This is a genomic window from Paenibacillus sp. FSL R5-0517 (genome assembly GCF_037974355.1).
In the GTDB taxonomy this organism is placed as follows: Bacteria; Bacillota; Bacilli; order Paenibacillales; family Paenibacillaceae; genus Paenibacillus.
In genome coordinates this window covers 2,767,360-2,793,465 of the sequence record NZ_CP150235.1, presented here as the reverse complement: position 1 = coordinate 2,793,465, position 26,106 = coordinate 2,767,360, and the positions used below count along the sequence as shown (strand labels likewise).

At 45.8% G+C, this 26,106-nt stretch carries 18 protein-coding genes; 3 read left to right on the top strand and 15 right to left on the bottom strand.

The annotated features are described in order from the left end of the window. Positions 1-173: 173 nt before the first annotated feature. From MKX40_RS12715 to MKX40_RS12695, 5 genes are all read right to left on the bottom strand, one after another. A complete protein-coding gene (locus MKX40_RS12715; RefSeq protein ID WP_339242020.1) occupies positions 174-2,606 on the bottom strand; it encodes a glycogen/starch/alpha-glucan phosphorylase in 2,433 nt (810 codons plus the stop codon). Between the two features lie 499 nt (positions 2,607-3,105). Further along, complete coding sequence (glgD, locus tag MKX40_RS12710) at positions 3,106-4,209, bottom strand: glucose-1-phosphate adenylyltransferase subunit GlgD (protein WP_339242018.1); 1,104 nt, start codon at positions 4,207-4,209, stop codon at positions 3,106-3,108. Between the two features lie 26 nt (positions 4,210-4,235). Next, positions 4,236-5,405 (bottom strand): glucose-1-phosphate adenylyltransferase, encoded by a 1,170-nt coding sequence (locus tag MKX40_RS12705; protein ID WP_339243038.1) that lies wholly within the window; start codon positions 5,403-5,405, stop codon positions 4,236-4,238. A gap of 564 nt (positions 5,406-5,969) precedes the next feature. After that, positions 5,970-7,121, bottom strand: a complete 1,152-nt coding sequence (locus tag MKX40_RS12700; protein WP_339242016.1) for an iron-containing alcohol dehydrogenase — start codon at positions 7,119-7,121, stop codon at positions 5,970-5,972. A 251-nt stretch (positions 7,122-7,372) separates the two neighbouring features. Beyond that, positions 7,373-9,067, bottom strand: coding sequence for a M3 family oligoendopeptidase (locus MKX40_RS12695; protein ID WP_339242014.1), 1,695 nt, complete (start codon positions 9,065-9,067; stop codon positions 7,373-7,375). A gap of 607 nt (positions 9,068-9,674) precedes the next feature. Between MKX40_RS12695 and MKX40_RS12690 the strand changes: the two genes are divergently transcribed. Beyond that, the gene (locus tag MKX40_RS12690; protein WP_339242012.1) at positions 9,675-10,430 is read left to right on the top strand and encodes a hypothetical protein; all 756 of its coding nucleotides are present in this window, start codon (positions 9,675-9,677) and stop codon (positions 10,428-10,430) included. A gap of 118 nt (positions 10,431-10,548) precedes the next feature. After that, positions 10,549-10,761, top strand: coding sequence for a hypothetical protein (locus tag MKX40_RS12685; RefSeq protein ID WP_076249592.1), 213 nt, complete (start codon positions 10,549-10,551; stop codon positions 10,759-10,761). A 49-nt stretch (positions 10,762-10,810) separates the two neighbouring features. Here the strand turns inward: MKX40_RS12685 and MKX40_RS12680 are convergent, their stop codons facing one another. Then, positions 10,811-13,558 (bottom strand): PAS domain S-box protein, encoded by a 2,748-nt coding sequence (locus tag MKX40_RS12680; protein WP_339242010.1) that lies wholly within the window; start codon positions 13,556-13,558, stop codon positions 10,811-10,813. 271 nt (positions 13,559-13,829) lie between these two features. Here MKX40_RS12680 and MKX40_RS12675 point away from each other — a divergent pair, with 271 nt between their 5' ends. Continuing rightward, positions 13,830-14,654: a protein-glutamine gamma-glutamyltransferase gene (locus tag MKX40_RS12675; protein WP_339243037.1), complete on the top strand. Its 825-nt coding sequence runs from the start codon at positions 13,830-13,832 to the stop codon at positions 14,652-14,654. A 185-nt stretch (positions 14,655-14,839) separates the two neighbouring features. On the opposite strand, the gene infC is transcribed toward MKX40_RS12675, so the two are convergent. From infC to MKX40_RS12630, 9 genes are all read right to left on the bottom strand, one after another. Next, positions 14,840-15,331: a translation initiation factor IF-3 gene (gene infC / locus MKX40_RS12670; protein ID WP_339242008.1), complete on the bottom strand. Its 492-nt coding sequence runs from the start codon at positions 15,329-15,331 to the stop codon at positions 14,840-14,842. A gap of 119 nt (positions 15,332-15,450) precedes the next feature. After that, on the bottom strand, positions 15,451-16,383 hold the full coding sequence (locus MKX40_RS12665) for a manganese-dependent inorganic pyrophosphatase (protein WP_339242006.1): 933 nt from the start codon (positions 16,381-16,383) through the stop codon (positions 15,451-15,453). A gap of 399 nt (positions 16,384-16,782) precedes the next feature. Beyond that, the gene (locus MKX40_RS12660) at positions 16,783-17,106 is read right to left on the bottom strand and encodes a (2Fe-2S) ferredoxin domain-containing protein (protein WP_339242005.1); all 324 of its coding nucleotides are present in this window, start codon (positions 17,104-17,106) and stop codon (positions 16,783-16,785) included. Between the two features lie 101 nt (positions 17,107-17,207). Beyond that, the gene (locus MKX40_RS12655) at positions 17,208-17,960 is read right to left on the bottom strand and encodes a metallophosphoesterase family protein (protein WP_339242004.1); all 753 of its coding nucleotides are present in this window, start codon (positions 17,958-17,960) and stop codon (positions 17,208-17,210) included. 101 nt (positions 17,961-18,061) lie between these two features. Further along, the gene (locus tag MKX40_RS12650) at positions 18,062-19,069 is read right to left on the bottom strand and encodes an LLM class flavin-dependent oxidoreductase (RefSeq protein ID WP_339242002.1); all 1,008 of its coding nucleotides are present in this window, start codon (positions 19,067-19,069) and stop codon (positions 18,062-18,064) included. A 245-nt stretch (positions 19,070-19,314) separates the two neighbouring features. Further along, positions 19,315-21,252, bottom strand: a complete 1,938-nt coding sequence (locus tag MKX40_RS12645) for an LTA synthase family protein (RefSeq protein WP_339242001.1) — start codon at positions 21,250-21,252, stop codon at positions 19,315-19,317. Positions 21,253-21,368: 116 nt separating this feature from the next. Next, positions 21,369-23,735, bottom strand: a complete 2,367-nt coding sequence (locus MKX40_RS12640) for a putative PEP-binding protein (RefSeq protein WP_339242000.1) — start codon at positions 23,733-23,735, stop codon at positions 21,369-21,371. Positions 23,736-24,025: 290 nt separating this feature from the next. Beyond that, positions 24,026-24,295 carry a hypothetical protein gene (locus MKX40_RS12635; protein ID WP_339241998.1) on the bottom strand — a complete coding sequence of 90 codons (270 nt, stop codon included), beginning with the start codon at positions 24,293-24,295 and terminating at the stop codon, positions 24,026-24,028. Positions 24,296-24,444: 149 nt separating this feature from the next. After that, on the bottom strand, positions 24,445-26,052 hold the full coding sequence (locus MKX40_RS12630) for a helix-turn-helix domain-containing protein (protein ID WP_339243036.1): 1,608 nt from the start codon (positions 26,050-26,052) through the stop codon (positions 24,445-24,447). Between the last annotated feature and the right edge of the window lie 54 nt (positions 26,053-26,106).

Here is a 26,106-nt window from a genome sequence, read left to right as displayed (position 1 = left end):
AACTTGTATGAGTTAGGATAAGTGAAATCCGTTTCTCTTCATTCTGAATGTCACTATAATAAAATGTATGCCAAAATCCCCTTGCTCTACAAGGAGATACCCCTACTCTGATTGATTAACCAGTAGAGATCACTCTTGTGAACAAGGGGACCTATTTGTCTAGAAATCTATGCTCAACCTTTCCAGTTCCCCGACACGGGATGAATACCCCAGATATCTGTGGCATACTCACTAATGGTACGGTCACTGGAGAATATACCGGAATGCGCCGTATTTAATATCGCTTTTCGAGTCCAGCCCGGAATATCCCGATACGCTTGGTCAATGGCAGCATGCGCATCTGCATAAGCAGCAAAATCACGCAATACAAAGTATTCGTCACCATGAGCTAACAAGGAGTCATAAATATCCCAGAACTCCCCGTCACGATAACAGAATGCACCTGGATGCACCAATTGCTCCACGACCTCGCGAATGCGTTCATCATGCTGCACAATCTCATTTGGACGATAGCTGCCGGAACGATAGTACTCAAGCACTTCGTCTGCACGCAGACCATAGATGAACATATTTTCCTCTCCAACTTGCTCTGCCATCTCCACGTTGGCTCCATCCATCGTGCCAATCGTCAAAGCACCGTTCATCATAAACTTCATGTTGCCCGTACCGGACGCTTCCTTCCCTGCGGTTGAGATCTGTTCACTAACATCCGCAGCAGGAATGATTTTCTCTGCAAGAGAGACGGAATAGTTCTCGAGGAAAAACACCTTCAAGCGATCATTCACGGCCGCATCCCGATTCACCGTATCAGCGACGGTATTGATCAGCTTGATAATTTTCTTGGCAAAATAATAACTCGGCGCTGCCTTGGCACCAAAGATGAACGTACGCGGTACCATATCAAATGAAGCATCATTCTTAAGTCGATTATACAGATGCATGACATGCAGAATGTTTAACAGCTGCCTTTTGTACCCATGCAGTCTCTTCACCTGTACATCAAAAATGGAATCGGGGTTCACTGATGTCCCGGTATGGTCCAGAATATACGCAGCAAGCCGCTCTTTGTTATCCCGCTTAATCAAACGGAACTGCTCCTGGAATGATGCACTATCCGCAAAGCCAGCCAACTGGTCCAGCTTACCCGGCTCTGTAATCCATTCGTTACCGATGGTATCCGTAATCAGATCCGACAGTTTCGGATTGGCATGCATCAGCCAGCGGCGATGGGTAATCCCATTGGTTTTGTTATTGAAACGCTCTGGATACAGTGCATAGAACGGAGCCATCTCGCGCTCTTTCAAAATCTTGGTATGCAATGCAGCAACACCATTCACGCTATGACTGCCTACAATCGCCAGATGCGCCATCCGTACCTGATCATTCGCAACAATCGCCAGATGCCCTATACGATCCTGATCTCCCGGATACCGATCCAGCAGCATGCCACAGAAGCGTTTATTGATCTCTTCAATGATCATGTAGATCCGCGGCAGCAGCTTGCTGATCATGGCTACAGGCCATTTCTCAAGCGCCTCACTCAGTGTTGTATGATTGGTATACGATACAGTACGCGTTGTGATGTCCCATGCTTCATCCCAGCCATAACCCTTCACATCAATCAGGATGCGCATCAGTTCCGGTATAACCAAAGTTGGATGTGTGTCATTAATGTGGAAGGCCACTTTATCTGGCAAACGATCATACGGTAGCTCCAGCTTGTTAAACGTACGCAAGGCACTCTGTACGCCTGCTGAACACATGAAGTATTGCTGCTTCAATCGCAGCAGCTTTCCCTCGTACTGGGAATCATCCGGATACAGGAATTCGGAGATCGATTCAACGGAACGGCTATAATCCAGATAACCGTAGTAGTTCGATGGGGTGTCAAGTGAAGTCTCACGCTTCGGTTCAGCACTCCATAGCCGCAATGTGTTCACATGCGTTTGACCATAACCGATGACAGGCACGTCATAGGGAATGGCTACAACCGCTTCGGCATCTTTGGTAACAAATTGATATTCCCCATCTTGCTCGTGAGCTTCTACCCGGCCCCAGAACTGCACTTCCACTTTTTTGTCTGGACGGCGGACTTCCCATTCATTGCCCTTATCCAGCCAATTGTCGGGTAGCTCTACCTGATTGCCATTGATGATTTTTTGCTCAAACAAACCGTATTTGTATCGAATGCCACAACCATGTCCTGCATATCCGAGTGATGCGAGTGAATCCAGGAAACAGGCAGCGAGTCGTCCCAGACCTCCGTTACCGAGTCCTGCATCTGCCTCCTGTTCTTCTACCTCTTCCAAGGAAAAACCCAGCTCCGCCAGACTATCACGGACGAGTTCCAACTCGTTTACATTCAGCAGATTGTTGCCGAGCAGACGTCCAATCAGGAATTCCAGCGAGAAGTAATAGACCTGTTTATCCTGGCGCTGCTTGAACCCCTGATTCGACGCTGCCCAATCCTGTCCTGCATATTCACGGATCATGCTTCCCAGTACATGGTACACGTCTTCCTGTGTGGCTTCTTCAATCGGTTTGCCCAATTTGCTGACCAAATTCCGTGTAAAGATACTCTTGAACGTTTCTTTGTTGTCAAACAAAAGTAGGTTCCTCCCGGGGAAACCCTGCAGGATGATGGCGGTTCATACACTCCGTTGCTCAACATTGTGCAAAGTGGCCGTTACGGTGACGAATCGTTCTTATGATCGCTGTTGTCTCCAAATTTTCTCGATTACCTATATACATTGAACTAAATAATATTCACACTGGCCACTCCGATGACAGAATAACCTTCCGATCACTGTTATCCCCAGATTTTTTTGATTCCTTTTTTTAAAAGGAAAAATCCGGGGATAAAGGCGAACGCTCCGCTTCTTCAGGTTCTTTCTGTCCTCTCCGTTTTGTGTAAATGTTTAAGTTTAATTTATATAGTAAAAGGTTGAAATTTGGAGACAATATACGCTTCTTCAGAATCGATTTCGTCCCCTTCACTTACTGCTAGGCTCTTTACCAAACAACTTTCGTCTACGAACCTTAAATCCATCCTACAGGATTTTTATTTTATATATATTTATAGAAGATATCGGTTACGTGCGGGCTTTAGATAATAGTGCTTTTCGCTAAAATGTATGGATTCGACCGGTCACCGATCAGCGTCTGTCCTCCGGTCAGCTTCACGTCTTTATCCAAAATGACGTTCTCAAGCACTGTCCCTTCACCAATGTAACATTTCTGCATGATAATGGAACCTTTGATTTTGGCACCTTTGGCCACCTGTACACCACGGAACAGAATGCTGTCCTCCACCTCTCCACCCACAATGCAACCGTTGGCAAGGAGGGAATGTTTAACATTGGCGGTATCCAGGTATTTGGCAGGCGCTTCATATTTGATTTTGGTTTGGATCGGATCTTCCTTGAACAGTTGTTCATATTGCCCTGTGTTGAGCAGATCCATACTGTTGCGATAATAACTGTCAATGGAATTGATGACTGCGTGATAGCCATCATATGCATACGCAGCGATATTCAATCCATCCGGATTTTTTTGAATCACATCCCGGAAGAAATGGCTCTCGCCATGATCAATACAGCGCTGCACCTGGCGCAAGAACAATTCTTTTTCCATGATGAAAATTTCTGTATATATATTCGGGTGATTAGCGCTTTGGTGAATGTCCACCACATTACCGTCCCCGTCATGGTCAACTTTGACACAGGCGTCATGCTCAGGCAGCAGTTGATCCACTTTTTTGCAGACCAGTGTAACGTCCGCTCCTTTGCTGATGTGATACCTGTAGACATCCTGGAGGTCTGCTTTGGTCACATGGCGACTACCTGCATGCACAACATACTGTCCTGCACCTCTGTGGAAAAAGTCCAAATTATTATGAAAATGCTGCAAATCCCCCTGTGATGTGTCTGTTGGATCGTTCCAGTCTGGTGGCAAAATAAACATGCCCCCATGCTTACGATCCAGATCCCAAGGCTTCCCATCACCAAGATGGTCCATCAACGAGCGATATTTTCGCCGTACAAATACACCTATACTCTCAATCCCTGCATTCATCATATTGGATAGAACAAAATCGATCAGACGGTAACGCCCGGCATAAGGCACCGCGGCTCCGCAGCGAAAGTACGTCAATTCCTTCAATTCCTCAAGTTCATGGTCAAGGTTAATAACTCCGATCAATTGTTTCATCGCATGCACCGTCCTTTTGACTTCAATTAGGCCTTGCTGGTTATTCCTTGGCGAAGCTGACGTTCCAGTTCTTCCTGATCGACGAGCAATATATCACTCTCATCTTCCGGTGCAGGCGAAATCTGTGTTCCATCAGGAATAACCAATCCTTCTGCGATAATAGCTCGGTAAATGCGCACATTTTGCCCGATTTTCACTCTTGGCATGATGACCGAATCGATAACAGCGCTGTTCTCCCCAACGTCTACCCCGTAGAAGAGGACGGAATGGTTGACCTCGCCGTGCACAATACTGCCTTCACTAATAATACAATTGCGAACCTTCGCCGAAGGTGAGATGTATTGTGCAGGTTGGTTCGGATTACGTGTAAAGATACGCCAGTCCGGATCATTCAGATTAAACGGTGTGTCTTCGTCCAACAGGTCCATATTGGATTCCCACAGACTGCGAATGGTACCTACGTCTTTCCAGTAACCTTCAAATGGGTATGCATATAAGGATTTTTCGTTTTCAAGCAACAAAGGAATAATATCTTTACCAAAGTCATAGGAGGTGGATGCCTGTTGTTCATCCTGGATCAGGAAACGTTTCAGTACATCCCACTTGAAGAGATAGATACCCATGGAAGCGAGTGTGCTCTTGGGTTCAGGAGGTTTTTCTTCAAATTCATAGATGCTATAGTCATCGTTGGTGTTCAGCACCCCGAATCGGCTGGCTTCTTCCAATGAGACATCAATGACCGATATGGTGCAATCCGCATCTTTATCTTTGTGATACTGGAGCATTTTTTCGTAGTCCATCTTATAGATATGATCCCCTGACAAAATGAGCACGTGCTCAGGATCGAATTGTTCAATAAAGTTCAGGTTACGGAAGATGGCATCTGCTGTACCACGGTACCAACTGCTTCCGTCTTCACGTTCATGGGGAGGAAGTACGTATACTCCGCCATTTTTACGGTCCAGATCCCAGTCACTGCCAATACCAATATAGGAGTGCAGGACAAGTGGTTCATATTGAGTTAATACGCCCACTGTATCAATACCCGAGTTAGAGCAGTTACTTAGCGGAAAATCAATAATTCGGTACGTACCGCCAAAATATACTGCCGGCTTAGCCAGTGATTTCGTTAATCCTTTTAACCTCTTCCCTTGCCCTCCGGCAAGTAGCATCGCTACAACTTCTTTTTTCGCCATCATTACAGCCTCCTCCACGTGCATTCGTTCTGATTCATTTCAGAGCCCATAATCGATATTCTGTTGTGTGGACACTGTTGTCATGATTAGGAGCATGCTGTACAGATGTGTAACCGGATAAGTCTTATTGAAGTTGAACTTTTTGATTGTGAAGCCTGAGATAGAGATGATGCGGTGTAGAATTGCCTTGACTGACTTACAGAGGTGAATGTTAAATGAAGAACTTAAGATGTAGCTCGTGAGCAATGAAATAGAATACTCCTATTTAACATTAAACACGAAACGGACTGGGGAATCTTACTGGAAAACATCGACATCAAGTTTCGGGTAAGATTACCCTTTCTCTAGCCGCTGTTATTCATATTGTATTCGATAATAGAGAAGCAAAATCCTTTAGTTTTTGTGCAATTATTAAGTGGAAAAATAAGTAAAAATATCGAGTTTACACGACAAAAAAGCCGACTTTCGATCTCGGCTCATTTTGTCTATTATTTTTGAATTGGATAATCCGTGATCCTCAACATCAATAGGATCGTACTTTGATATATCCGTTTCTGAAAAAGTCTATATAATTTTGCGGAATAGCTCCATCACTTCATCCTTGGACGGTTGATAGGGATTTCCTGGTGCACAGGCATCTTTCATCGCGTTATCGGCAAGCAGTTCCACATCCGGATCTTTCACCCCCAGCTCAGACAGTTTCTCAGGAATCCCAACTTCCTTCGATAGCTGACGGATGGCCTCAATGACGTAATCGGAACACTCCTCATCACTTCTACCCTTCACATCCATACCAATCGCTTTGGCAATGTGACGGAATTTGCCCGGTACATGCTTGGCATTCAACTCCTCCACATAAGGGAGTAACATGGCGTTGCACACACCATGCGGCAAATCATATACGCCACCCAGTTGATGCGCCATCGCGTGGACATAACCCAGACCCGCATTGTTAAAAGCAATCCCGCCAAGGAAACATGCGTACGTCATATGTTCCCGCGCTTCCAGATCACTGCCGTCTCTCACCGCTCTTGGCAAATATTCAAAGATCAATTCAACAGCTGCTGCAGCTGTCGCACTTGTCACTGTAAATCCACCAGGCGTAACCATCGCTTCCACGGCATGGGTTAAGGCATCCATTCCCGTAGCCGCTGTGAGACTTGCTGGCTTGCTGAGCATCAGCTCCGGATCATTAACCGACAGGGAGACCAGACTATTACGGTCCACCATTACCATCTTTACTTTACGTTCCTCATCTGTAATCACGTAGTTCATTGTCACCTCACTCGATGTGCCAGCCGTTGTGTTAAAAGCTACAAGTGGCACGGACTTATGTTTCGATTGATGCAATCCTTCATATTCACGGATATGCCCACCGTTGGTAGCCACAATGCCAATACCTTTGGCAGCATCCTGTGGTGAACCTCCGCCTATCGATATAATGGCGTCACAGCCATGATCTTGGAATAATCGATGTCCGTCATGTACATTCTGACATGTTGGATTAGGCTGAACCTCATCATATACGACATAGTCTAACCCTGATTTTCTTAATATAGACAGTACCTGCTCTGCAACGCCTGAAGTTATCAAATGACGATCACTCACGACCAGTGCTTTGCAGATACCCATCTGTCCAATCATCTGGCCTGCTTCCTGTAAACAACCTCTACCCATCAAGTTCACGGGCGGAACATAATATGCATGTGTTGCCATCTGAACCAGCCTCCTGTAACCCCTGATTTACTATCTACATTGTAACTGAATCCGTTTTCAGATATAGTGAAATAAATCACAATGGACACGATAAATGTTACACTGAAGTTTATTTTTACCCGTAATGAAAAAAAGACGACCCGGACACCCGAAGGTATCCAAGCCGTCTTGCCTATCAATCTTAAAGCTATATCCACTACTTATACCTTACGAAGGTACTTTCATTGAAACATCCTTATCCTTACGAAGGCTTAAAGCGCCTTATCGTTCACACCGTCAAGCCATGCCTCAATATCTCCAATTACGGAGGAAACACAACCGTCCTCAAATGGTGAGTTCAATCCAGCCAGTTCAACCAATCCTGTGAAGGACAAACTTCCTCCCGCTTTGCACAATGTCAGGTAATCGGCCCATGCGGACTTCATATCTTCGTTGCTGCGTTTCCAGAACTGGAATGCACAGATCTGTGCCAACGTATAGTCAATGTAATAGAACGGCGATGAGAAAATGTGACCCTGCTTATGCCAGAAACCACCCTGCTCCAGATAAGCATTATCTTTGTAATTGATGTGTGGCAGATAGGTCTTCTCAATGTTACGCCATGCCTGCTTACGCTCCGTTGGTGTCGCATCCGGGTTCGCATATACAAAATGCTGGAATTCATCCACAGCTACACCATACGGAATGAACAACAAACCGGAAGACAGGTGATCAAACTTGTATTTGTCCGTATCTTCCTTGAAGAACAATTGCATCCAAGGCCATGTGAAGAACTCCATACTCATGGAATGAATCTCAGCCGATTCATATGTCGGCCAGTTGTATTCAGGCACTGCAAAATCACGGCTCTCATACACTTGGAAAGCATGACCTGCTTCATGTGTCAATACATCAATATCACCGGATGTACCGTTGAAGTTGGAGAAGATAAACGGCACTTTGTAATCGTTCAGGAACGTACAATATCCGCCCCCTTGTTTACCTTTTTTGCTGACCAGATCCATAAGCTCGTTGTCGGTCATCATCTGGAAAAATGCATCCGTCTCTGGCGATAATTCAGCGTACATTTTTTTACCATTCTCAATAATCCATTCCACATCACCCTTAGGTGTCGGGTTACCTGTCTTGAAGCTGAAGCCCTGATCGTAATAATACAGTGTATCCACATCAATCCGATTACGCTGGCGCTCTCTGAGCTTGGTCGCTACAGGTACAATATAATCGCGAACTTGGGCCCGAAAGTTGGCTACCATCTCTGCGTTATAATCCGTACGGTTCATGCGATCATAGCCGAGTTCCACATAGCTTGGATATCCCAGTTTTTTCGCAATCTGTGTACGCACTTTAACCAGTTCATCGTAAATACGATCGAATTCAGCCTCATGCTCAGCCATGAACGTGTATCTGGCTTCCGAAGCCCGCTCACGCATGGAGCGATCCGTGGACAGTTCAAATGGATGAAGCTGTGGTAACGTGCGCTCTTCACCTTCGAAAGGAATTTTGGCCGAAGCGATCAGCTGATTGTATTCTGTGGAAAGTTTGTTCTCCTTCTGGAGTTCTTCAATGATTTCCGGGCTGAATGTTTTCAGTGAAAGATCCGCCAGTTGGAACAGCTGTGAACCCCATTTTTGCTCCAATTCATTGCGGAATTTCGAGTTAACCAGTGCACGGTAAAAATCCGTAATATATTCCTGCACAATGGGTGCATTTTCATCCAGAAATTCGTTCTCCGCTTTGTAAAACTCATCATTGGTATCAATGGAATGACGGATGTAGACCAGTTGGGCTTGCGTCTCAAAGTCACTGCGCAGCGCATTAATCTGATCCATGAACCCACTCTGTTCCTCAACCGTTGTCGCAGCTTCAAAACCGCTCAACAGCTCACGGAAAGATGTCTTGATGTGTTCCAGATTCGGACGTGTATACGTATACTCACTAAATTTCATTTATGTACACCCTTTCCTGTTTGGCAGAATCTCGAGAGTATCCCGAGTTAAACTAACCCCTATTATACAAAAGAGCAGCTAAAAAATCCCATCTTTACGAAAAATATTTGTCCATCGGTCAAATTTGTACAACATTGTTGACTACATATATTACGTGCTAATGTAAGATCATTTCTTCAAAAAACTTTCAAACACAAATAAGCCCGCCTCGCATTAGCGAAGCCAGCTTATAGGTTGTCTCTCTTCTTTTCACATTTAAAAAATACTAGCTTTGGTCTTTATCCATAATCTGATAGAACCAGCCCATTCCGACCATGCCCACGACCATAATAACGGCCATAATAATGATATATGTCATGAATGTAACCTCCCTGCTTCCGTATATTCATCACACTACTACTAGTGTACACGGTGAAACACCGTTTGAATTGACCGAACATTGACAAAAATACGAAATCTTCAATTTTAACATATTGATTATTTCCCACAGGGCACTATATCATACGTACCTCACTGCAGGGTTCAAAGTTTCATCCGCCATGTTTACGGTGTATACTATACTTCTATGAAATGGAATTTGGATTTTTACGCAGAAAGGTTGAAAGACATGTCGACTCGCATCCCCTTACGTCAGCTAATGCTTACTGTTCTACTAGTCCTTATGTTATCTATTTTATCCGCCTGTGCGGATGGAGAAGCCCATCTAACGGTGAATATGGACGGATCAACGGATCTGGATCTCAATCTCAACGTAAAGAACTCCGCTCTTGGAAAGATTGGACAAGACAATCTCATGCCTCTGATCGCAGATGCATTGAATCGAAATAACTTCCAGGCAGAGGTTTCGGAACAGGGAGATCAGAAGCAACTCACAGCGACCACCCATTATGAAAAAAGCAATACAACCAACTTTGATACGTCCAAGTTACCACAAGGGATCAAAGTTGAACAATCAACTTCTCCCGGCTTCTTCACTTCCAAGATGCACATTACAGCAGAAGCCGACCTCATGGAATCCATGCCGGATGGTGAGATCAAAAATCAGATTAACAAGGTGCCTAGCTTTCTTAAGAACCTCTTGTTAAAAGATGTTAACTTTGATTTTAAGTTGTCTTTGCCTATCAAGGCAGCTGATTCCAATGCGGATCAGGTAGAGGATGGCGGAAAAACGCTCATTTGGCACGTTTCCCCCCTCCAGATGAATAAACTGGATCTGACTGTACAGGTCCCCAACATTCGGAACATCATCATCGTTGCAGTCATTGGCCTATTATTCATCGTTGCTCTGCTCATTTGGTTTTTGGTTCGTCGCAAACGGGCCAGACAGAGACATAGTGCAGGATCACATCGCGGAAAAAATTAATTCCTTCACACCAATTTTATTTGTGACTTGCCAAACGGTGTTGTGGATAGTAGAATACATCCGTACTGTGTGAACGGTTAATTTTTTATTCAGCAAAGCTAAAGAGGTGACAGGTTTCATGAATATCCGCGAATGCCCACTACCTGGTATTGGAGTTAAGTACCAGTTTGATACAAAGGGCGGCCAGCAGTTAGTCATTATTGTGCATGAGGACGGACGCCGTGAATTATTCTCCGTTGATCCACAAGACAACGAAGAACTCACTCTGATTGCAGATTTGGAAGATGACGAATGCGTAACCCTCTCCGGGTTAATCGGAGGCTGGTCGTAAATGACAGAATAACCTGTACCTTGAATTCAAGGCACAGGTTATTTTTCTGTTACGTTACCCTTTGAGAGCGAATATATGGAACCCATGTATTTAATACACGGCTGATCTCCGCGGAATGGAACGGTTTGCTAATAAAGTCCTGCATCCCGCATTTCAAGCACTCCTCGCGGTCACTCGCACCTGCAAAAGCAGTTATCGCTGCAATAACCGGTATCTCTGGATGGCTCTGTCTGATTCGACAGGTCGCTTCAATCCCATCCATAACGGGCATTTGAATATCCATGAACACCAGGTCATATTGAACCTTGTTCAATGAATCAACGGCCTGTGCACCGTTCTCAACGATATCACATACTCCGCCAAACTTGCGCAGCATCTCCTCCAACAGGTGGCTGTTGACCGCTTGATCTTCAGCAATCAATATTTTGAGGTCATGGGCAAGACTGGCTCGATCCAATTGCAGTTCATCATTCTCAGTAATTTCGATCGGGTCACTACTTTCTTCTTGCCAGCGCTCCACTACGAGGGTGAACTGGAACTCTGCTCCCTCACCGATCTCACTCTGTACGCCAATCGCTCCACCCATTAATTCCACCAGTTTCTTGCTGATCGCAAGCCCCAGTCCTGTCCCGCCAAACTTGCGATTGATGGCCGGATCAAGCTGTGAGAAGGATTGGAACAACTGATGCTGCTTTTCTGTTGGAATACCGATTCCTGTATCTCTTACTTTAAAGGTCAACATCAGATTGTCCCGACCATGCTCATCTGAAAAATCAGCACCAACGCTCACCTGAATACGACCCTGCTCTGTGAATTTAACAGCGTTACCCACCAGATTAATCAGCACCTGCCGAATTCGTGTCTCATCCCCCCGAATTCGCTCAGGAATGTGATCCGACACTTCACAAAAGAGTTCAATATTTTTCTCTGAGGCCTTCAGCGCAAACAGTTCAATCACTCCACCCAGCATCGCCTTAATATCTACAGGTGCGCGCTCAAGATCCATTTTGCCTGCTTCGATTTTGCTGAAATCCAGGATTTCATTCAAAATGTACAAAAGAGATTCGCCGCTATCAATCATGATTTCTGCAAAGCCTTTCTGTTCATCATCCAGCTCGGTTTCCATTAATAGGTGGGCCATGCCCATGATGCCATTCAATGGTGTTCGAAGCTCATGACTCATGATAGCCAGAAACTCGGACTTCGCTCGGTCTGCATGCTCTGCTGCTTCCTTGGCACGTATGATGTCCTTCACAGATGTCATATCACGGAAAACCAAAACGGCTCCACGGGTTCTACCCTGATCCATAATCGGCTTCAATTGGAACTCCGCCAGGAAACTGGACCCATCCTGTCTCCAAAAAACGGATTCGGTACGCGGCAGACCTCGTCCCTCACGAACAGCCTGTAGAATTGGTGTATCCTTGGATGGGTAAGGGATTCCTTCGCTCTGCATCTGAATCATCATCTGTTCAAGAGGTTTGCCGTTCATTTCACTTGGACAGAAGTTCATGATCTCCGCAGCGGCCGGATTAGCAAAGTTCAGATTCCCTTCCAGGTCCAGTCCAATAACACCCTCAGACATGCCATTCAAAATCAATGCCCGTTCATAACTAAGATTCTCGATTTCCTCGACATAACGTTTGGACTCCGTAATGTCACTGGTAATCCCATAGACACCTACAACTTTATCCTCCAGTATAATAGGAACATTAATCACATTGGTTTCAATTCGCTGTCCATTTTTGTGAATCAAGCCTATCTCATAGCTCTGTGCCGTGCCCTTCACCGTTTCCTCAAAATGATATCGTGTCTTCTCCAGATCCACAGGATCAATGAGGTGATCAAAAGGTCGGCTCAGCAGCTCCTCCTTGCTGTGTCCCGTCAACTGTTCCTGACCCACATTGGCTTTCAGCAGATTGCCTTCCAGATCAAGAGAAGCCACGCCCAGGGGATTACAGTCAAATAATGATCTGTACTCCTGCATGCTTAACTGTTGTTGCTGGCTGGCTGTGATATCCCGGGTTACAGCGACGAGTTCTAACAATTCACCTGCACTGTCATAGACATAATGTGTAATGGTATCTGCCCACACCGTAGATCCGTCCTTATGTTGCAGGCGATAACTGAGCCGTTTGGGAGCCAGACCCCTTCTCTGCTCTTCCATATACGCTTCAACCAAGGGCACATCCTCCGGACAGATAACGAATGTTCCAGGCTTACCTATCACTTCTTCCAACTCATAGCCGAGCATGCTCTTGCATGCATTCGAAACATATTTAAATGTACGACTGGAATCGACATCATGTATTGCAATCAGGTCCAGTGAAGACTCTGCCAGCAGCCTCGAGATGCGACTGCTCTCCTCCAATTGCTTACGTTGCACAATAAGGATTTCCTCTGCATCTTTTTGTTTCGTAATATCAGCAGCTTGTACGAGCAGATACAAAGGTTCACCACTCGTTTCATCCCGTACGATGCAAGCTCTAATGGTTGCCCATAATAACGAACCGTCCTTGCGTTTCAGGCGAACCTCCGTCTCGTACATCTCCCTTGTTTTATGGGTCATTTCCCAGAACTTGCTGCGGAATTCCTCCATGTGCAGATCTTCTTCGCAGATCATATGTACGACCGAAGTATCGAGCAGTTCTTCTTCACTATATGCAAGCATCTCGCAAAATGCAGGATTAAGCTGCAACCACTTTCCATTTACATGCGATGCGACAGCAATGCCGATTGGTGCGTGTGTATACAATTGTTCGAACAGAGATCGGCTCTCTGTAATGGATTTCGACATCACGTGTCCTCCTTTATGAGAATCTGATTGTATTCCGTATGAATAGACCCGCTTGAACATAACTTCATCTATAGAGTACTACCCCAAATGCCATGATTTATAAACGAGGTCACACAAAATGTTCACAGGAAACGACATTTTTAAGCTTGGATGCCGGGACATTCAATATGTACATACCAATTCGAACACATCGCGTCATATACTACACAATACCCGTGCTCTACTGATAATACAATGTTGAATATTCAAACAGGAATGGAGGTTATGAATGATGATCATTGTCGCAAATCAACCCGCCCTGCTGAACCGCTCGGAATGGTCTGATTTTGAATGGTACTGGTTACAGCAACTTCAGGATCGTCCAACGAGATATGTTTACCAATCCATGGATCATCTTCGATTTGAATGGGACTTGAGAGGCTCGCTCGTGAATGCAGCAGAAGGACTGGATCGAAGCGGGGTGAATTTTGCATCCTTTGAAAAATCCAGATGTAATCCTGCCTTCTGGAATCGAAATGCAGAGGGTGGATTCGAGCTTAAACCGAACGTAACACCCGCTGACGGCATCCGGGATATTTGGAGGAATGGGCACTTGTATGCCTTTGAATGTGCAACAGCCACGGTCATTGTGCTGTATGGTGGCGTGCTGGGAAGCATTCGTGAAGATGCTTTTAATTCGCTGTTTCGAAATCTGCTGCTCTTTGACTGGCATTATGACAGCGACCTGCGATTGATCGAAAAAAATGGTAGTGAAACCGCGCTTCCAGGAGATGTACTGTATTTCAAAAATCCGGATGTTTCTCCCGAAACCCCCGAATGGCAGGGAGAGAATACGATTATGCTGCGCGAGGACTGGTATTATGGCCATGGGATTGGCATTGCAAGCGGCGGAGAAATAATACGTACCCTGAATCAGTTCCGCGTTCCAGGTAGCCGGGTCTCTGCTTACTTAATGGATATGGTTATTTATCCGGACTTCTTTTATTTATCTCGATTCGCCAAGAACAACCCGAATAATGTTGCCGCTGCTTCTACACCTGTATTACCCGGACAGTTATATGTACGTCTTGGGGGCAGTCGTTATTTACGCAGCTGAATTAATGATACAGAAACGGATTTCGCCTTGAGTTGCATCCCTGATATATCAATCCAAGTGACGATTAACAAGCCCAATGGTACAGCAGTTACCCTGCCATTCATTGGGCTTTTCTCACATTCGAATAATCATTACTGCATTCACATTGGCCTTGCTATGTGTTATCTCAATAATCGTCTGGCAATCTACGCATGGGGGTCCAGTTGCACGACAACCTGTTTACCACTTACCTGGACACCCGTCGTTTTACTACCGAATTCAGCCAGCGATTTGCTCAGTTGCTCTGCCCATTCCTTGCCAGCAGCTCCCTCTTTGGCTCCATGCACCTGGATGACGAGTTTTACCGAATCACCTTTCTTCAGGATGCGTTCCGCCTGAGATTGCTTGGTATCCCGGTCATGATCCTCCATTGCAAGGTTCAAACGAATTTCTTTTACTTTCCGTTTATCAGGGGATTTACTCGCTTTTTTCTTCGCCTGCTGCGCTTCCGCTTTGGCTGCTCCTGCACCGATCAGCTTGCATGGCGGCGGACTGGTCATCAAGGACAAGCACACCAGATCTACTTTATGCTGCTTCGCAAGTAGAAGGGCTTCCTTTGTGGGCATCACGCCCAGATCTTCACCATTCAATCCGGTAAGCTGTACTTCGGCTGCTTTGATTTTTTCATTTTTGATCATGATTCTTCCTCCTCCACATCAAAAGCCTGTCCTGATCATGTACCGATCAGAGCAGGCTAGGATGTCGTTGCTATTATTTGTAATACCTATCAGCGTATGAATACGCCAATCTGTCCGATTTATAACGTGTTGAATGCTTCCGTCAGAACCGGTACAATCTGTGATTTGCGTGATACTACGCCTTTCAAGAGCGCTTTGCTATCAGACAGTGTCACATTGTAGGCTTTCTCCACAGCTTTGGTGGATGCGCCATATGCCAGAGCCACAGAATCGTTGTTCAGAATGTCTGTTACGACAAATACGAACAGGTCGAGACCTTTGCTGGAAATGATCGCTTCAATGGCTGCTTCTAGCTCAGGTTGCTTCACGAGAACATCGTTCACATCTACAGCGTTAACCTGTGCAATTTCCACTTTGGCTTGACCCATTACGAATTCTTTGGCATCCAGGGAAATCAGCTCAGCAATTGTTTTTTGGCTCAGATCCGCGCCGGCTTTCAGCATGTCCAGACCATAGCTGTCTGCATCTACGCCAGCAATGGCAGCCAGTTCACGCGCAGCGGCTACATCCTGCTCTGTGCAAGTCGGGGATTTGAACAACAAGGAATCAGAAATGATTGCAGACAGCATCAGACCAGCAATCGGCGCACTCACTTCGATGCCGTTTTCTTTGTACATTTTATTCAAAATGGTTGCAGTACAACCTACAGGCTCTGCACGGAAATACAGAGGTCCGCTTGTCTCAAAGTTAGCAATACGGTGGTGGTCGATAACTTCCACGACAGTCACTTCCTCAATATCGCTTACGCTTTGCTGACGCTCGTTGTGGTCAACCAGAATAACCTTGTTTACTTCATTTGAAGCTGTTTTAATCAGGCGCGGTGCCTCAATTTTGAAATGATCCAGTGCAAACTGGGTTTCACCATTGACTTCGCCGAGACGAACAGCTTCAACGTCCTGACCCAATTTTGTTTTGAGATCCGCATAGGCGATTGCCGAACAGATCGTATCCGTGTCGGGATTTTTGTGACCGAAGATTAACGCTTTTTCCATATTTATAGCCCTCCGTCAATTCTCATTTATATAAGTTTAACCAAAGAATGTTTACACTTGCCACTCCGATGACAGAATAACCTTCCGGTCGCTGTTATCCCCAGATTTTTTGATTCCCTTTTTAAAGGTTAAATCCGGTGATAAGCATACGCTTCCGATGCAGCTTTCTTTCAGAAAGCTTTTAGGCGAGCGCTCCGCTTCTCCAGCTTTTTTCTGTCCTCTCCGTTCTCGTGTAAAACGTTTAGTTGAACTTATATAGAATAATACATGTCATATTTTAATCATACCCTACTGATTATAGCGCTTATAAGGCTTAATTCCAATCCCGTTACAGCGAATTAATTGCAAATCATTCTCAGGTAAGTCATCTTAGAAAAAAATAATATCCTCTCTGTAATTCTATTTCACAGAGGTCTTGGCCACATTCGCAATCAAGTGTTTCTCCAGTTTCTCGCCTTCGCACAAGGCCTGTACGAGTGCTCTGCCTGAATCCGGTGTCATCTGGCCATACCAGTCACCCTGTGGATACACAATCGACACGCATGCGTTGTCACACTGACCATTACATTTGGTACGAGTCGTATGGATGAATCCTCCCGCCTGCTGTTTAACAATCTCGTCCCGTACCGCCTGAGTTACTTCTTCCCCATCGTTACGCATGCATGTTCCACCATTACAGAGTAAAATGTGATGTTGCAGTTGATCCAGATTATAGATAGCCAAACTTGGTTCATTCCCCTCAAGTCGATATGATATGTATCCTATTTATTCCATCGTACAACCTTATAAATTAGCATATGAATTCCTGATACGCAACGAAAATATTAAATCTCGGACTCTTCCACGCTCTGCCCTTGCCGTACAAAAAAGGTCTGTAGACTGCCATCCTCGTTAATCTCCAGCATGTTCAATTGTGCTCCATAGGCACAACCACCATCAATGCCAATTTTGTCTCCGCTCGGGTCAAACCAAATGCCTGACTCATCATGCAAATGCTTCACGGGTGTGTGTCCAAATACGACCGTCTCTCTAATCGCCGTTGGTCTGGAATAGAATGGTTCCCGAATCCAAATGAAGTCCCGCTCGGACTGGTTTCTCCAATCTTCGATATCCGGGTTGATCCCGGCATGCACAAAAATATAACCCGGTATCTCGTACACCAGCGGAAGCTGATCCAGAAACTGAAGATGATGTTCATAATGTGTACGTATCCACTGTTTGGCTTCAGCATAAGCTTCCCAATCGATCTGTTGCTCATCATATGTAAGCTCCAGATCCAGATAACTTGCCATCGTGTTTAATCCACCATTACGAATCCAATGCTGATCATATTGCTCAACATCCTGAGTCAGCGCCTTGACCATCATGGCATCGTGATTGCCTTTAATCACTATAATATTGTGCCGTTGCTGAAGCTGCATAATCTGTTCGATGACCTGCCTGCTGTTTGGACCGCGATCCACATAATCACCCAGCAAAATCAACTCATCTTGCAAAGGATTATAATCTGCAAGCTTAAGCAATGCATTCATTTCATCGTAACAGCCATGAATATCACTAATGACACATCTGCGCATATGAATCTCTCTCCTCTCCCTGATCAAGCAAGAGTATAACCGGAACCTTGCAAGAGCAAAATTCCGGTCTGTTCAGAGTAGTTATTCCCGCTTGCTGATTATTAGTCCTGCTTGAGTCCAAAGGCTTCTGCAATCAAGCCGAATGAGCGTAGACGTGCTTCGAACGAATGGATCGCTGACGCGATAATGACTTCATCCGCTTCATGACGTTCAGCCATAGCGGTAATTTTGTCTCTCACCTGATCCGGTGTACCCACGATGGAAAAAGAACGACGTTGACGGATCTGTTCCATCTCCATCGCTGTGAATGGATAGTTGTTCACCGTCTCCAGGGATGGGAAGGAACTCTGTTCAAGTCCCCGTCCGAGTCGCAGGAAGAATAGTTCATTGCTGCGCGCCAGTTCAGCCGCTTCTTCCTCTGTCTCTGCACAGAACGCCGAGACAGCGATCATGGAATGGGGTTTGTCATTCAGGATGGACGGCTTGAAATGTCTACGGTAATGTTTCATTGCTTCTTCGCCGCCTGGTGTACCGAAGAATTGGGCAAACGCATACGACGTCCCTTGCGCAGCTGCAATCCTCGCACCTTCGGAGCTGGAACCTAGCAACCACACTTCGGGTACCGTTGGAACCGATGGTCCGGCTACCAGAGACGCAAACCGATGATCCTCAGGCAATTGCTCGTGGAAGTATCCGCCTAGATCCGCAATCTGCTGTGGGAAGAATTGTACATTCGATGATTTGCCTTCGTTCAGCGCTCTGCTGGCAATCGGCATTCCGCCTGGTGCTCTGCCAATTCCAAGGTCAATCCGCCCCGGATGCAACGCTTCCAGCAGACGGAAATTCTCCGCAACCTTATAGGCACTATAATGAGGTAACATGACTCCACCGGAACCTACCCGAATGTGATCCGTATGTGCAGCCACATGTGCAATCATCACTTCAGGACTGGAAAAAGACAGTGCACCACTACCGTGATGCTCCGACATCCAGAAGCGGGAGTATCCCAATTGATCCGCATGTTGCGCGAGTTTCACCGTTTCCTGCAGCGTATCCTGCACACTACGGCCTTCATTGATATGTCCATGTTCGAGTACACTCAGTTTCATATATATTCAATCCTCTCGTCTATTGCTTCATGATTTCTGTGAATATGAGTTCTGCGAATATTACACGCTATTGCTCACTTCATTCTTGCTTGTTCCATTGTAACATTAATTATTACAGTTTCAAACTTTAGTTATCCTCTTTTATTACCACACTTGTGCAAGAAACATGCAAAAAACGCCACCAGTTTTGAACTGGTGACGTTTGGATGTAGCGTTGAGATCTAATCTCTTTCAGAAAAACTCAGTTATGGCGCACGTTTCGGTAACAACTTCACATACTCGTCAGACAGTTTCATCAGGCTGAGCACATGTTCATAGTCGGCACGATAGGGTTCCAAATCCGTTACCGGCTCATACGTTTTGAGTGAGTAGGCTGTTCCATCATCAAACCCTGCACCCGGAATAAACATGATGTCATTGTTGACAAATGACCCCGTCGGCAAGTAATACCGGATACCGAAGGCATTATGATCCATGTTGAGCAGATCATGTCCGAAGGCAGTGAACTTCTCGTCCTGGAGCGAAACGCCCATCAGATTCATGATTGTTGGCAACATATCCAGCTGACCGCCTGGCTGCTCAATGACTTGCCCTTTGCTCTGTTTCGGTGTGTGAATCATTAACGGAATGTTGAATCGACTTACTTTACCGTCATAAGGGACACCGAGATTAGCCTGAATCTGTTGTGTAATCTCTTCGTCAGCAGGCAGACCGAAGTGGTCTCCGTAGAGCACTAGGGTTGTGTTATCCCATAATCCGTTGGCCTTCAACTCATTAATGAGTTGACCAATGGCATAGTCCGTATAGTTGATCGACTGCAGATAATCGTGAAGCAGTTTGTTTGTGATCGTCGCGGGAATCGTAATTCGTGCACGATCGGCAGGAACCGTAAACGGCGAGTGGCTTGATGCCGTGATGAACTGAGCATAGAACGGCTGATTTGCAGCCTGATGCGCAGTCATTTTTTCCACACCTACACGGTACAACTCTTCATCTGATGGTCCAAAATCATTAAACTTGTCATTCTCAAAGCTCGGCTTGTCGAAGTAACGAGTGAATCCGAGGGCCGGATACATCTTGTTCCGGTTCCAGAAGGTAACGTCATTGACGTGGTACGTCTCGGACTCATATCCCTCTTTGCCAAGTAATTTTGGAAGACTTGGCAATTCGCGGTCACTATACCCTGCCGACATGGGGACAACGCCGGTTGGATAGATGGACGTGTTCGACATAAACTCAGCGTCTGATGTGTTTCCCTGTCCAATCTGTTGGAAAAAATGAGAGAAATAATAGCTTTCTTTTGCCAGATCATTCAATACCGGCGTTAATTCCTGACCGTCCAATGAGGCATTAATCGGAAAATTCTGAAAGGACTCCAGTTGCAGTACAATCAGATTACTGCCTTTGGCCTGACCAAAATATTTGGCCTTCACGGCTGAGCCGTCACTCGGTTTATCCTGATACGGATACTTGCTAACCAGGTCATTGATCTTGGCAATCGTTTCGTTAATGTTGCCATTCGCAATGGCCTCATTCTCTTTGCTTGTCATAATAGCAGATGAGACCTGGTAGTTCAGAAAACCGAGATTCTCGGCGCGAACCAGTTCGTTATCAATCGTTTCACCTTTGACAATAAAACTGCCAGACAACACGATGCAGAATGCAGCGGTAAGCGCAACACCGAGTTTTCCCCAGTAACGTCTGCGAACTCTGCCGAACGTCAGACCGCTATCGCGGTAACTGCTGCGGTTACGCCCACCTGCACGTCTGCGCACAATCAACCATATTGGCAGTGCCAATACGATGTCTGCAAAAAACAGAAAGTGCTCCGGTCGTACCAGAGGTCCGATACTGCCCCGTACTTGCGCAACCTGACCTAACTCACTTAGCACGGTATATGTGGGTACCGAACTGAAATGAACGTTATACAGCGTTGCCGCGAACAGAAGCAGAGAAAACAAAATATTGAATCCCCCATAAACGGTCCGCTTCCAGCCTTTGGGCACAATCAGATCCAGTATGCATACCAACGTTAATGCACCTAATGCGTCAGTCACCAGACCAATGCCAGACAGACCCTGGAAAAAGAAATACCTCAACAGTGACAGCTTCAACAACATAAGAATGAATAACACGGCGAATAAAGTCCGTGATGAAGTTCGTTCATTATTGGAATTATACATGGTCGCTTTCAACCCTTACCCTGAAATTTTACGTTCTCTTTACAAAACGCATATTTCAGTATAACAGTTTTCTGTTTGCTATTCCATGGAAGTTCCGTGCAAGACAGGCTGCGTGTTTACGCAATGGTGGATATATCTGCATTCTGTGTGTTCGTAACCTCTCTCTGTCCCTCAATGGCTGCTTGTGCAGCTGCAATTCGTGCATAAGGGATCTGTTCAGGCAGACAGCTTACGTAATCCATTCCAATACGGTGGCAGAACGTAATCGATTCCAGATCCGCCATATTTTCTCCGCAGATCCCTGTTTTCAGATGAGGTTTTCGAATTCGCCCTTGGACTACCGCCATCTCTATCAGTTGCCCGACTCCTTCAATATCGAGCACATGAAATGGGTTATTCGTTACTGTACGAGAATCCGTATCACGTTGAAGGAATCGCTTCTCGGCTTCATGGCGACTATATCCAAACGTCATCTCTGTGAGCTCATCCGTGCCAAATGTGAAAAAGTCTGCCTGTCGAGCGATGTGAGTCGCCGTCAGCGCCGTTCTCGGAGCTTCGATCATCGCCCCAACTCTATAGTGACAATGCCGTCTCTCCTCACCTAGCACTTGGTCAGCCACATGATCCACCAGATCTCTCATCACCTGAAGTTCATGCACATGACCGATCTGCGGGATCATAATCTCGGGGCGTACCCACCAGCCTTGACGGATGCCTTTCACTGCTGCACGGAATATTGCTTCAAGTTGCATATCCATAATTTCAGGGAACACGGTACTCAGACGACAAGACTGTTGCCCAAGTGCCGGATTGTGTTCGTGCAATTCACTGACTCTGCGAATGACGCGCTCCAGTTCCTCCAGTTCACTCTGGGGGTCTTCTTGCTTCTGCGGCTCCTCGGATTGTAACCATTCACGTCGTTTCTCCAACACGCCCAGATCCGGTAGCAATTCATGCAGCGGCGAATCGAGCAAACGTATAGTTACCGGGAATCCATCCATCGCTTCGAACAGCTGTTCAAAATCAGACTGTTGCATCGGTAACAGACGCTCCAACCCTCTCCTGCGCTCGGATTCACTATCAGCCAGAATCATTTTCTGTACAAAAGGTAGCCGCGCAGGTGACAACAGCATGTGCTCCGTCCTGCACAACCCAATTCCCTCCGCCCCCAGCTTCCGTGCTGTTATGGCATCCTGCGGTCGATCCGCATTGGAAAGTATCGTCAACTCTTTCACTTCATTAGCCCATTCGAGCAGCAGTTGCAGATCGGATGAAGAAGGTGAAGCTGAGTTATTCTCAGAGGCTGCATGCTCGTCATTCGTTCCTAGCTGGATCTGTGTGGGAAGATTTCCAATGCTCTCTTCTCTGCCCGAATCTGTATAATGCTTCAGCACTTCCGTGATATGCCCAGGTTGAATACGCAACAGTGCTTCCTCCCTGGTAATGAGTCCTTTATGGACAAAATCCACAGCACTTCTCAGTAAGGCTGTAGAAGATAATCGAGCGGGCTGGGTGTACACAACATACAACGCGCCGGAATCAACTACAAAGGTAATCTCCTGCACTTCTCCCTCACGTCTCTCCAACTGGCTGCCTATCTCCAACAAACGTGTATAAAGCTCAGATTGGTCATCTCTTAGCCGCTCCAGACCGTGATCCGTTTGATCGGTGTTTCCCGTTGAAACGTACTGTCCAATAATTCCCTTCTCTCCTGTAAGTGGGTTACGCGTATATATTGTTCCGGTCCCGCTTGAGTCTCCACATTTCCCATGCATCATGGTCTGTATAAGAACAGGAGCGCCTGGCTCCGAAGAAAAGTAAGTTGGTTTACGCATGATCTCATTCTGAGATCTGGATGCTTGAACACGCTGTGAATGATATACCGCACGTACAGCTTCATTGAATTGAAGTTGGACATCCTGTGGAAAAGGGCTGCGACCCTTCGCTTCAATTAAATATTTAAATTCGGTAATGATTAATTCAAGCTCCGCTTCATCCCCATCCTTGACGTTGCTCGATATTTCTGTGAAAAATTTAGACGGAATTCCATGTATCAACTGTCCATATTCCTTTAAGTAATGAAGGTAACATTGGAGTGCATACAACCGATTACCGGTATGACGTGCGAGTCCTTCCACAGTGACATCGTTTAGACCCACACTTAACAATGGATGTATGGCAGCATCTGATGATTGATCACGATCAGTAAGTACCGCGAGCAGAAGCGGATTCTCCGAATGTCCGAAGAATTTACCGGTTTGCTGTTCCAGGTGCCGGATCGCGTTCACAATCTCTTCCTCTCCTTCACCGGAAAGATGTCCAAGACGGGTACAGAACTCGCGACAGCATTCCGTTGTGACTACAAATCCGGCCGGGACAGACCAACCTGCATGCTTTAGCTCCGCAAGATCAGCCCCTATACTGCCCATTAGCCCCTTCATCTCTGCCGTACCTTCTTCCAACAGAATTACCCGTTTTGTCATTACAGCTCTCCCATCCGCCATTCATGGCTATGCTTGAAGACTTCATCCTGCCTTACAGATCAGCCTTCACTCTAATGGTATGTCGTAATCTTTCAGTCAAGGACATCCGCTTTTGCATTTTGTGCTCATTGTTCTGTTTTTTTGTAAACGCTACACTAAAATGAGATGAAACAAGCCTTTTGAGTCGTTGTATTGGTTCATTTATCAAAGCGAACAAAAAGAAGCCCCTTCAGCTATGCTGATGGAACTTCATATTTTTTAGTATTCACTTACTTCAAACGTCATATGTTTTATTCCCATTCACCTTTTTTGACGTAAGTTGCTTCATAAGCAACAATTACATTTGTTTTATCTGTTACCTTTTGTAAATCATCGACTACAACCTCTTCTTCACCGTAGTCTACCAAACTGGAATCAACTTTCTCGTAGACCCCACAATCTTTCACATAAATTACATCTGGATGCTCGGAATCATATCTTAAACTTTCCGGAAGATCTTCAGGCAAGATTTCATGCGATTCGGCAACCGTAGTCCTCGGTACCTCTGTAACAGGAACCATTCCAATAACAGCTACTACTAAAAGCGATGCCCAGATAAAAGCGATGCCCAGATTTTTTTCTGCATATGATGTCTATTCTCCTATTCATTTTTCTTCGAGTTTAATTTAATTATTGAAACCAGCTTGTTTGTAGTTTTAACTTCCATCCCTCAAGCCATAAACCGCAATACATCCTCAATCTTCTTCCCATGAGAGATCACACCGTAGTTCATCCATGACAGGAAATCCACTTCATACACATTACCGTTCCTCACCGCAGGCAGACGGTTCCATTCATCCCGATCGAGCAGTTCGCGCTCAACTCCTGGTTCAGCAGAATCCCCAGTATCAAAAGTAATCAACAAGTGATCCGCATCAAGTTGGCTTAACTGCTCCAATCCAATGGAAATCCTGCGCTCATGTCTCGTCCATTGCTGCACACGGGAATGCGGAGTTAGTCCAAGATCCTGATAAATTACAGGGCCCACGTAACCTTGCTGATTCCCATAGAGAGTAATATCCGACGCAGATATACGCAAAAACGCCACCGTTTGACCACGCATATAACGTGTTAAACGTCCTTTAGCTTCCAATGCCTTGTCCTCATACGCACCAATTACATCTTGAACCCGATTCACCTTTCCCAACACATCGGCTGTTGATCTAAGAATGGAACGCCAATCCTCTCCCAGATGATCTACGTAAAACGTAGGTGCTACTTGCTCAAAGCGGTCCAGATTCCATCGATCATATCCCTTGTTCAGCATGATAAAGTCAGGTACAAAATCCGCACTGAATTGAGCATCCTGCTGGCTTACATCGAATTCGGGCACATCATCCAATCCCAAATAATGCTGTCTACCCCAGGAGTGATGCGAATATTGCAACACAGGCTTTACGCCCAGGGCCAACACAAAGTCTTCCAGATACGGAGCAAAGACACGAACCTCTTGACGGTGATGACGACGATATAAACCGGGGGAAATACCAGCATACTGCTTGAAACGGCGACCAAAATAATACTCGCTGCTGAATCCCACATTCTGTGCAATCTCATGGATGCGATCATCCGTTAGCTGCAATAGTTGCTTCGAGCGCTCCAGCCGAACCGTATTCACATAATCAAGCGGAAGCTTGCCTGTCATCCTTTTGAATTGCCGAGTGTAGCTGGCTCTGGTTAGACCAATATCTGCCGCGAGCTCGTCCACGGTTATCGTCAGATCATAGTGGTCGTCAATATAACGAATTGAACTTTGAAGACGGGCACGGTCATCTGGTGCATCGGTTTCGGGATCACTCTGGCGAAGCAAGGCACGGAACCACTCTTGGAAACGAAGCTGTACCTCCCATTGCTTCAGCCAATCGCCAGTGACCTGTTGACGCAGCATTTGTTCCAACGCTTCCAGACAGGAACTCCACGGACTGTAACTCAGCTGAATAAAAGGAAGTGCTTCTTGAGCTTCAATCCCTTTAAGAAACTCTTGCCGCTCAGTCGTGATTATCGTAGGCGAATGGTCTGAAATATCTTCTTTCACCTCAGCCACCACCAGATCAAGCTTATAATATTGCAAATTATTTTCTGTCCAAGGAGGGCCTTCTATCTTAATCGGTGTTCCCGCTGGAACAAACATAATCATTCCTTTTTCCAAATGAAATTCCCGATCGGAGTAAACTATCGAACCCTTTCCAGATGTAACAACAAATATGGAGTGTGAAGACGATTTTTTATGTAGCAAACGTTTATCGATCTCAGATTTACCGTGGTTTATATATTCCATCTGCTGAATCGTGCACAGCCAGGGCTTGGGAATCCATTGTATTATGGTGGGGTA

Bases quoted from the DNA above. Each gene is read 5' to 3' on its own strand.
- glgD (WP_339242018.1), bottom strand. From the start codon at position 4,209: ATGAAACAATTGATCGGAGTTATTAACCTTGACCATGAACTTGAGGAA.
- MKX40_RS12705 (WP_339243038.1), bottom strand. From the start codon at position 5,405: ATGGCGAAAAAAGAAGTTGTAGCGATGCTACTTGCCGGAGGGCAAGGG.
- MKX40_RS12700 (WP_339242016.1), bottom strand. From the start codon at position 7,121: ATGGCAACACATGCATATTATGTTCCGCCCGTGAACTTGATGGGTAGA.
- MKX40_RS12695 (WP_339242014.1), bottom strand. From the start codon at position 9,067: ATGAAATTTAGTGAGTATACGTATACACGTCCGAATCTGGAACACATC.
- MKX40_RS12690 (WP_339242012.1), top strand. From the start codon at position 9,675: ATGTCGACTCGCATCCCCTTACGTCAGCTAATGCTTACTGTTCTACTA.
- MKX40_RS12685 (WP_076249592.1), top strand. From the start codon at position 10,549: ATGAATATCCGCGAATGCCCACTACCTGGTATTGGAGTTAAGTACCAG.
- MKX40_RS12680 (WP_339242010.1), bottom strand. From the start codon at position 13,558: ATGTCGAAATCCATTACAGAGAGCCGATCTCTGTTCGAACAATTGTAT.
- MKX40_RS12675 (WP_339243037.1), top strand. From the start codon at position 13,830: ATGATCATTGTCGCAAATCAACCCGCCCTGCTGAACCGCTCGGAATGG.
- infC (WP_339242008.1), bottom strand. From the start codon at position 15,331: ATGATCAAAAATGAAAAAATCAAAGCAGCCGAAGTACAGCTTACCGGA.
- MKX40_RS12665 (WP_339242006.1), bottom strand. From the start codon at position 16,383: ATGGAAAAAGCGTTAATCTTCGGTCACAAAAATCCCGACACGGATACG.
- MKX40_RS12655 (WP_339242004.1), bottom strand. From the start codon at position 17,960: ATGCGCAGATGTGTCATTAGTGATATTCATGGCTGTTACGATGAAATG.
- MKX40_RS12650 (WP_339242002.1), bottom strand. From the start codon at position 19,069: ATGAAACTGAGTGTACTCGAACATGGACATATCAATGAAGGCCGTAGT.
- MKX40_RS12645 (WP_339242001.1), bottom strand. From the start codon at position 21,252: ATGTATAATTCCAATAATGAACGAACTTCATCACGGACTTTATTCGCC.
- MKX40_RS12640 (WP_339242000.1), bottom strand. From the start codon at position 23,735: ATGACAAAACGGGTAATTCTGTTGGAAGAAGGTACGGCAGAGATGAAG.
- MKX40_RS12635 (WP_339241998.1), bottom strand. From the start codon at position 24,295: ATGGTTCCTGTTACAGAGGTACCGAGGACTACGGTTGCCGAATCGCAT.
- MKX40_RS12630 (WP_339243036.1), bottom strand. From the start codon at position 26,052: ATGGAATATATAAACCACGGTAAATCTGAGATCGATAAACGTTTGCTA.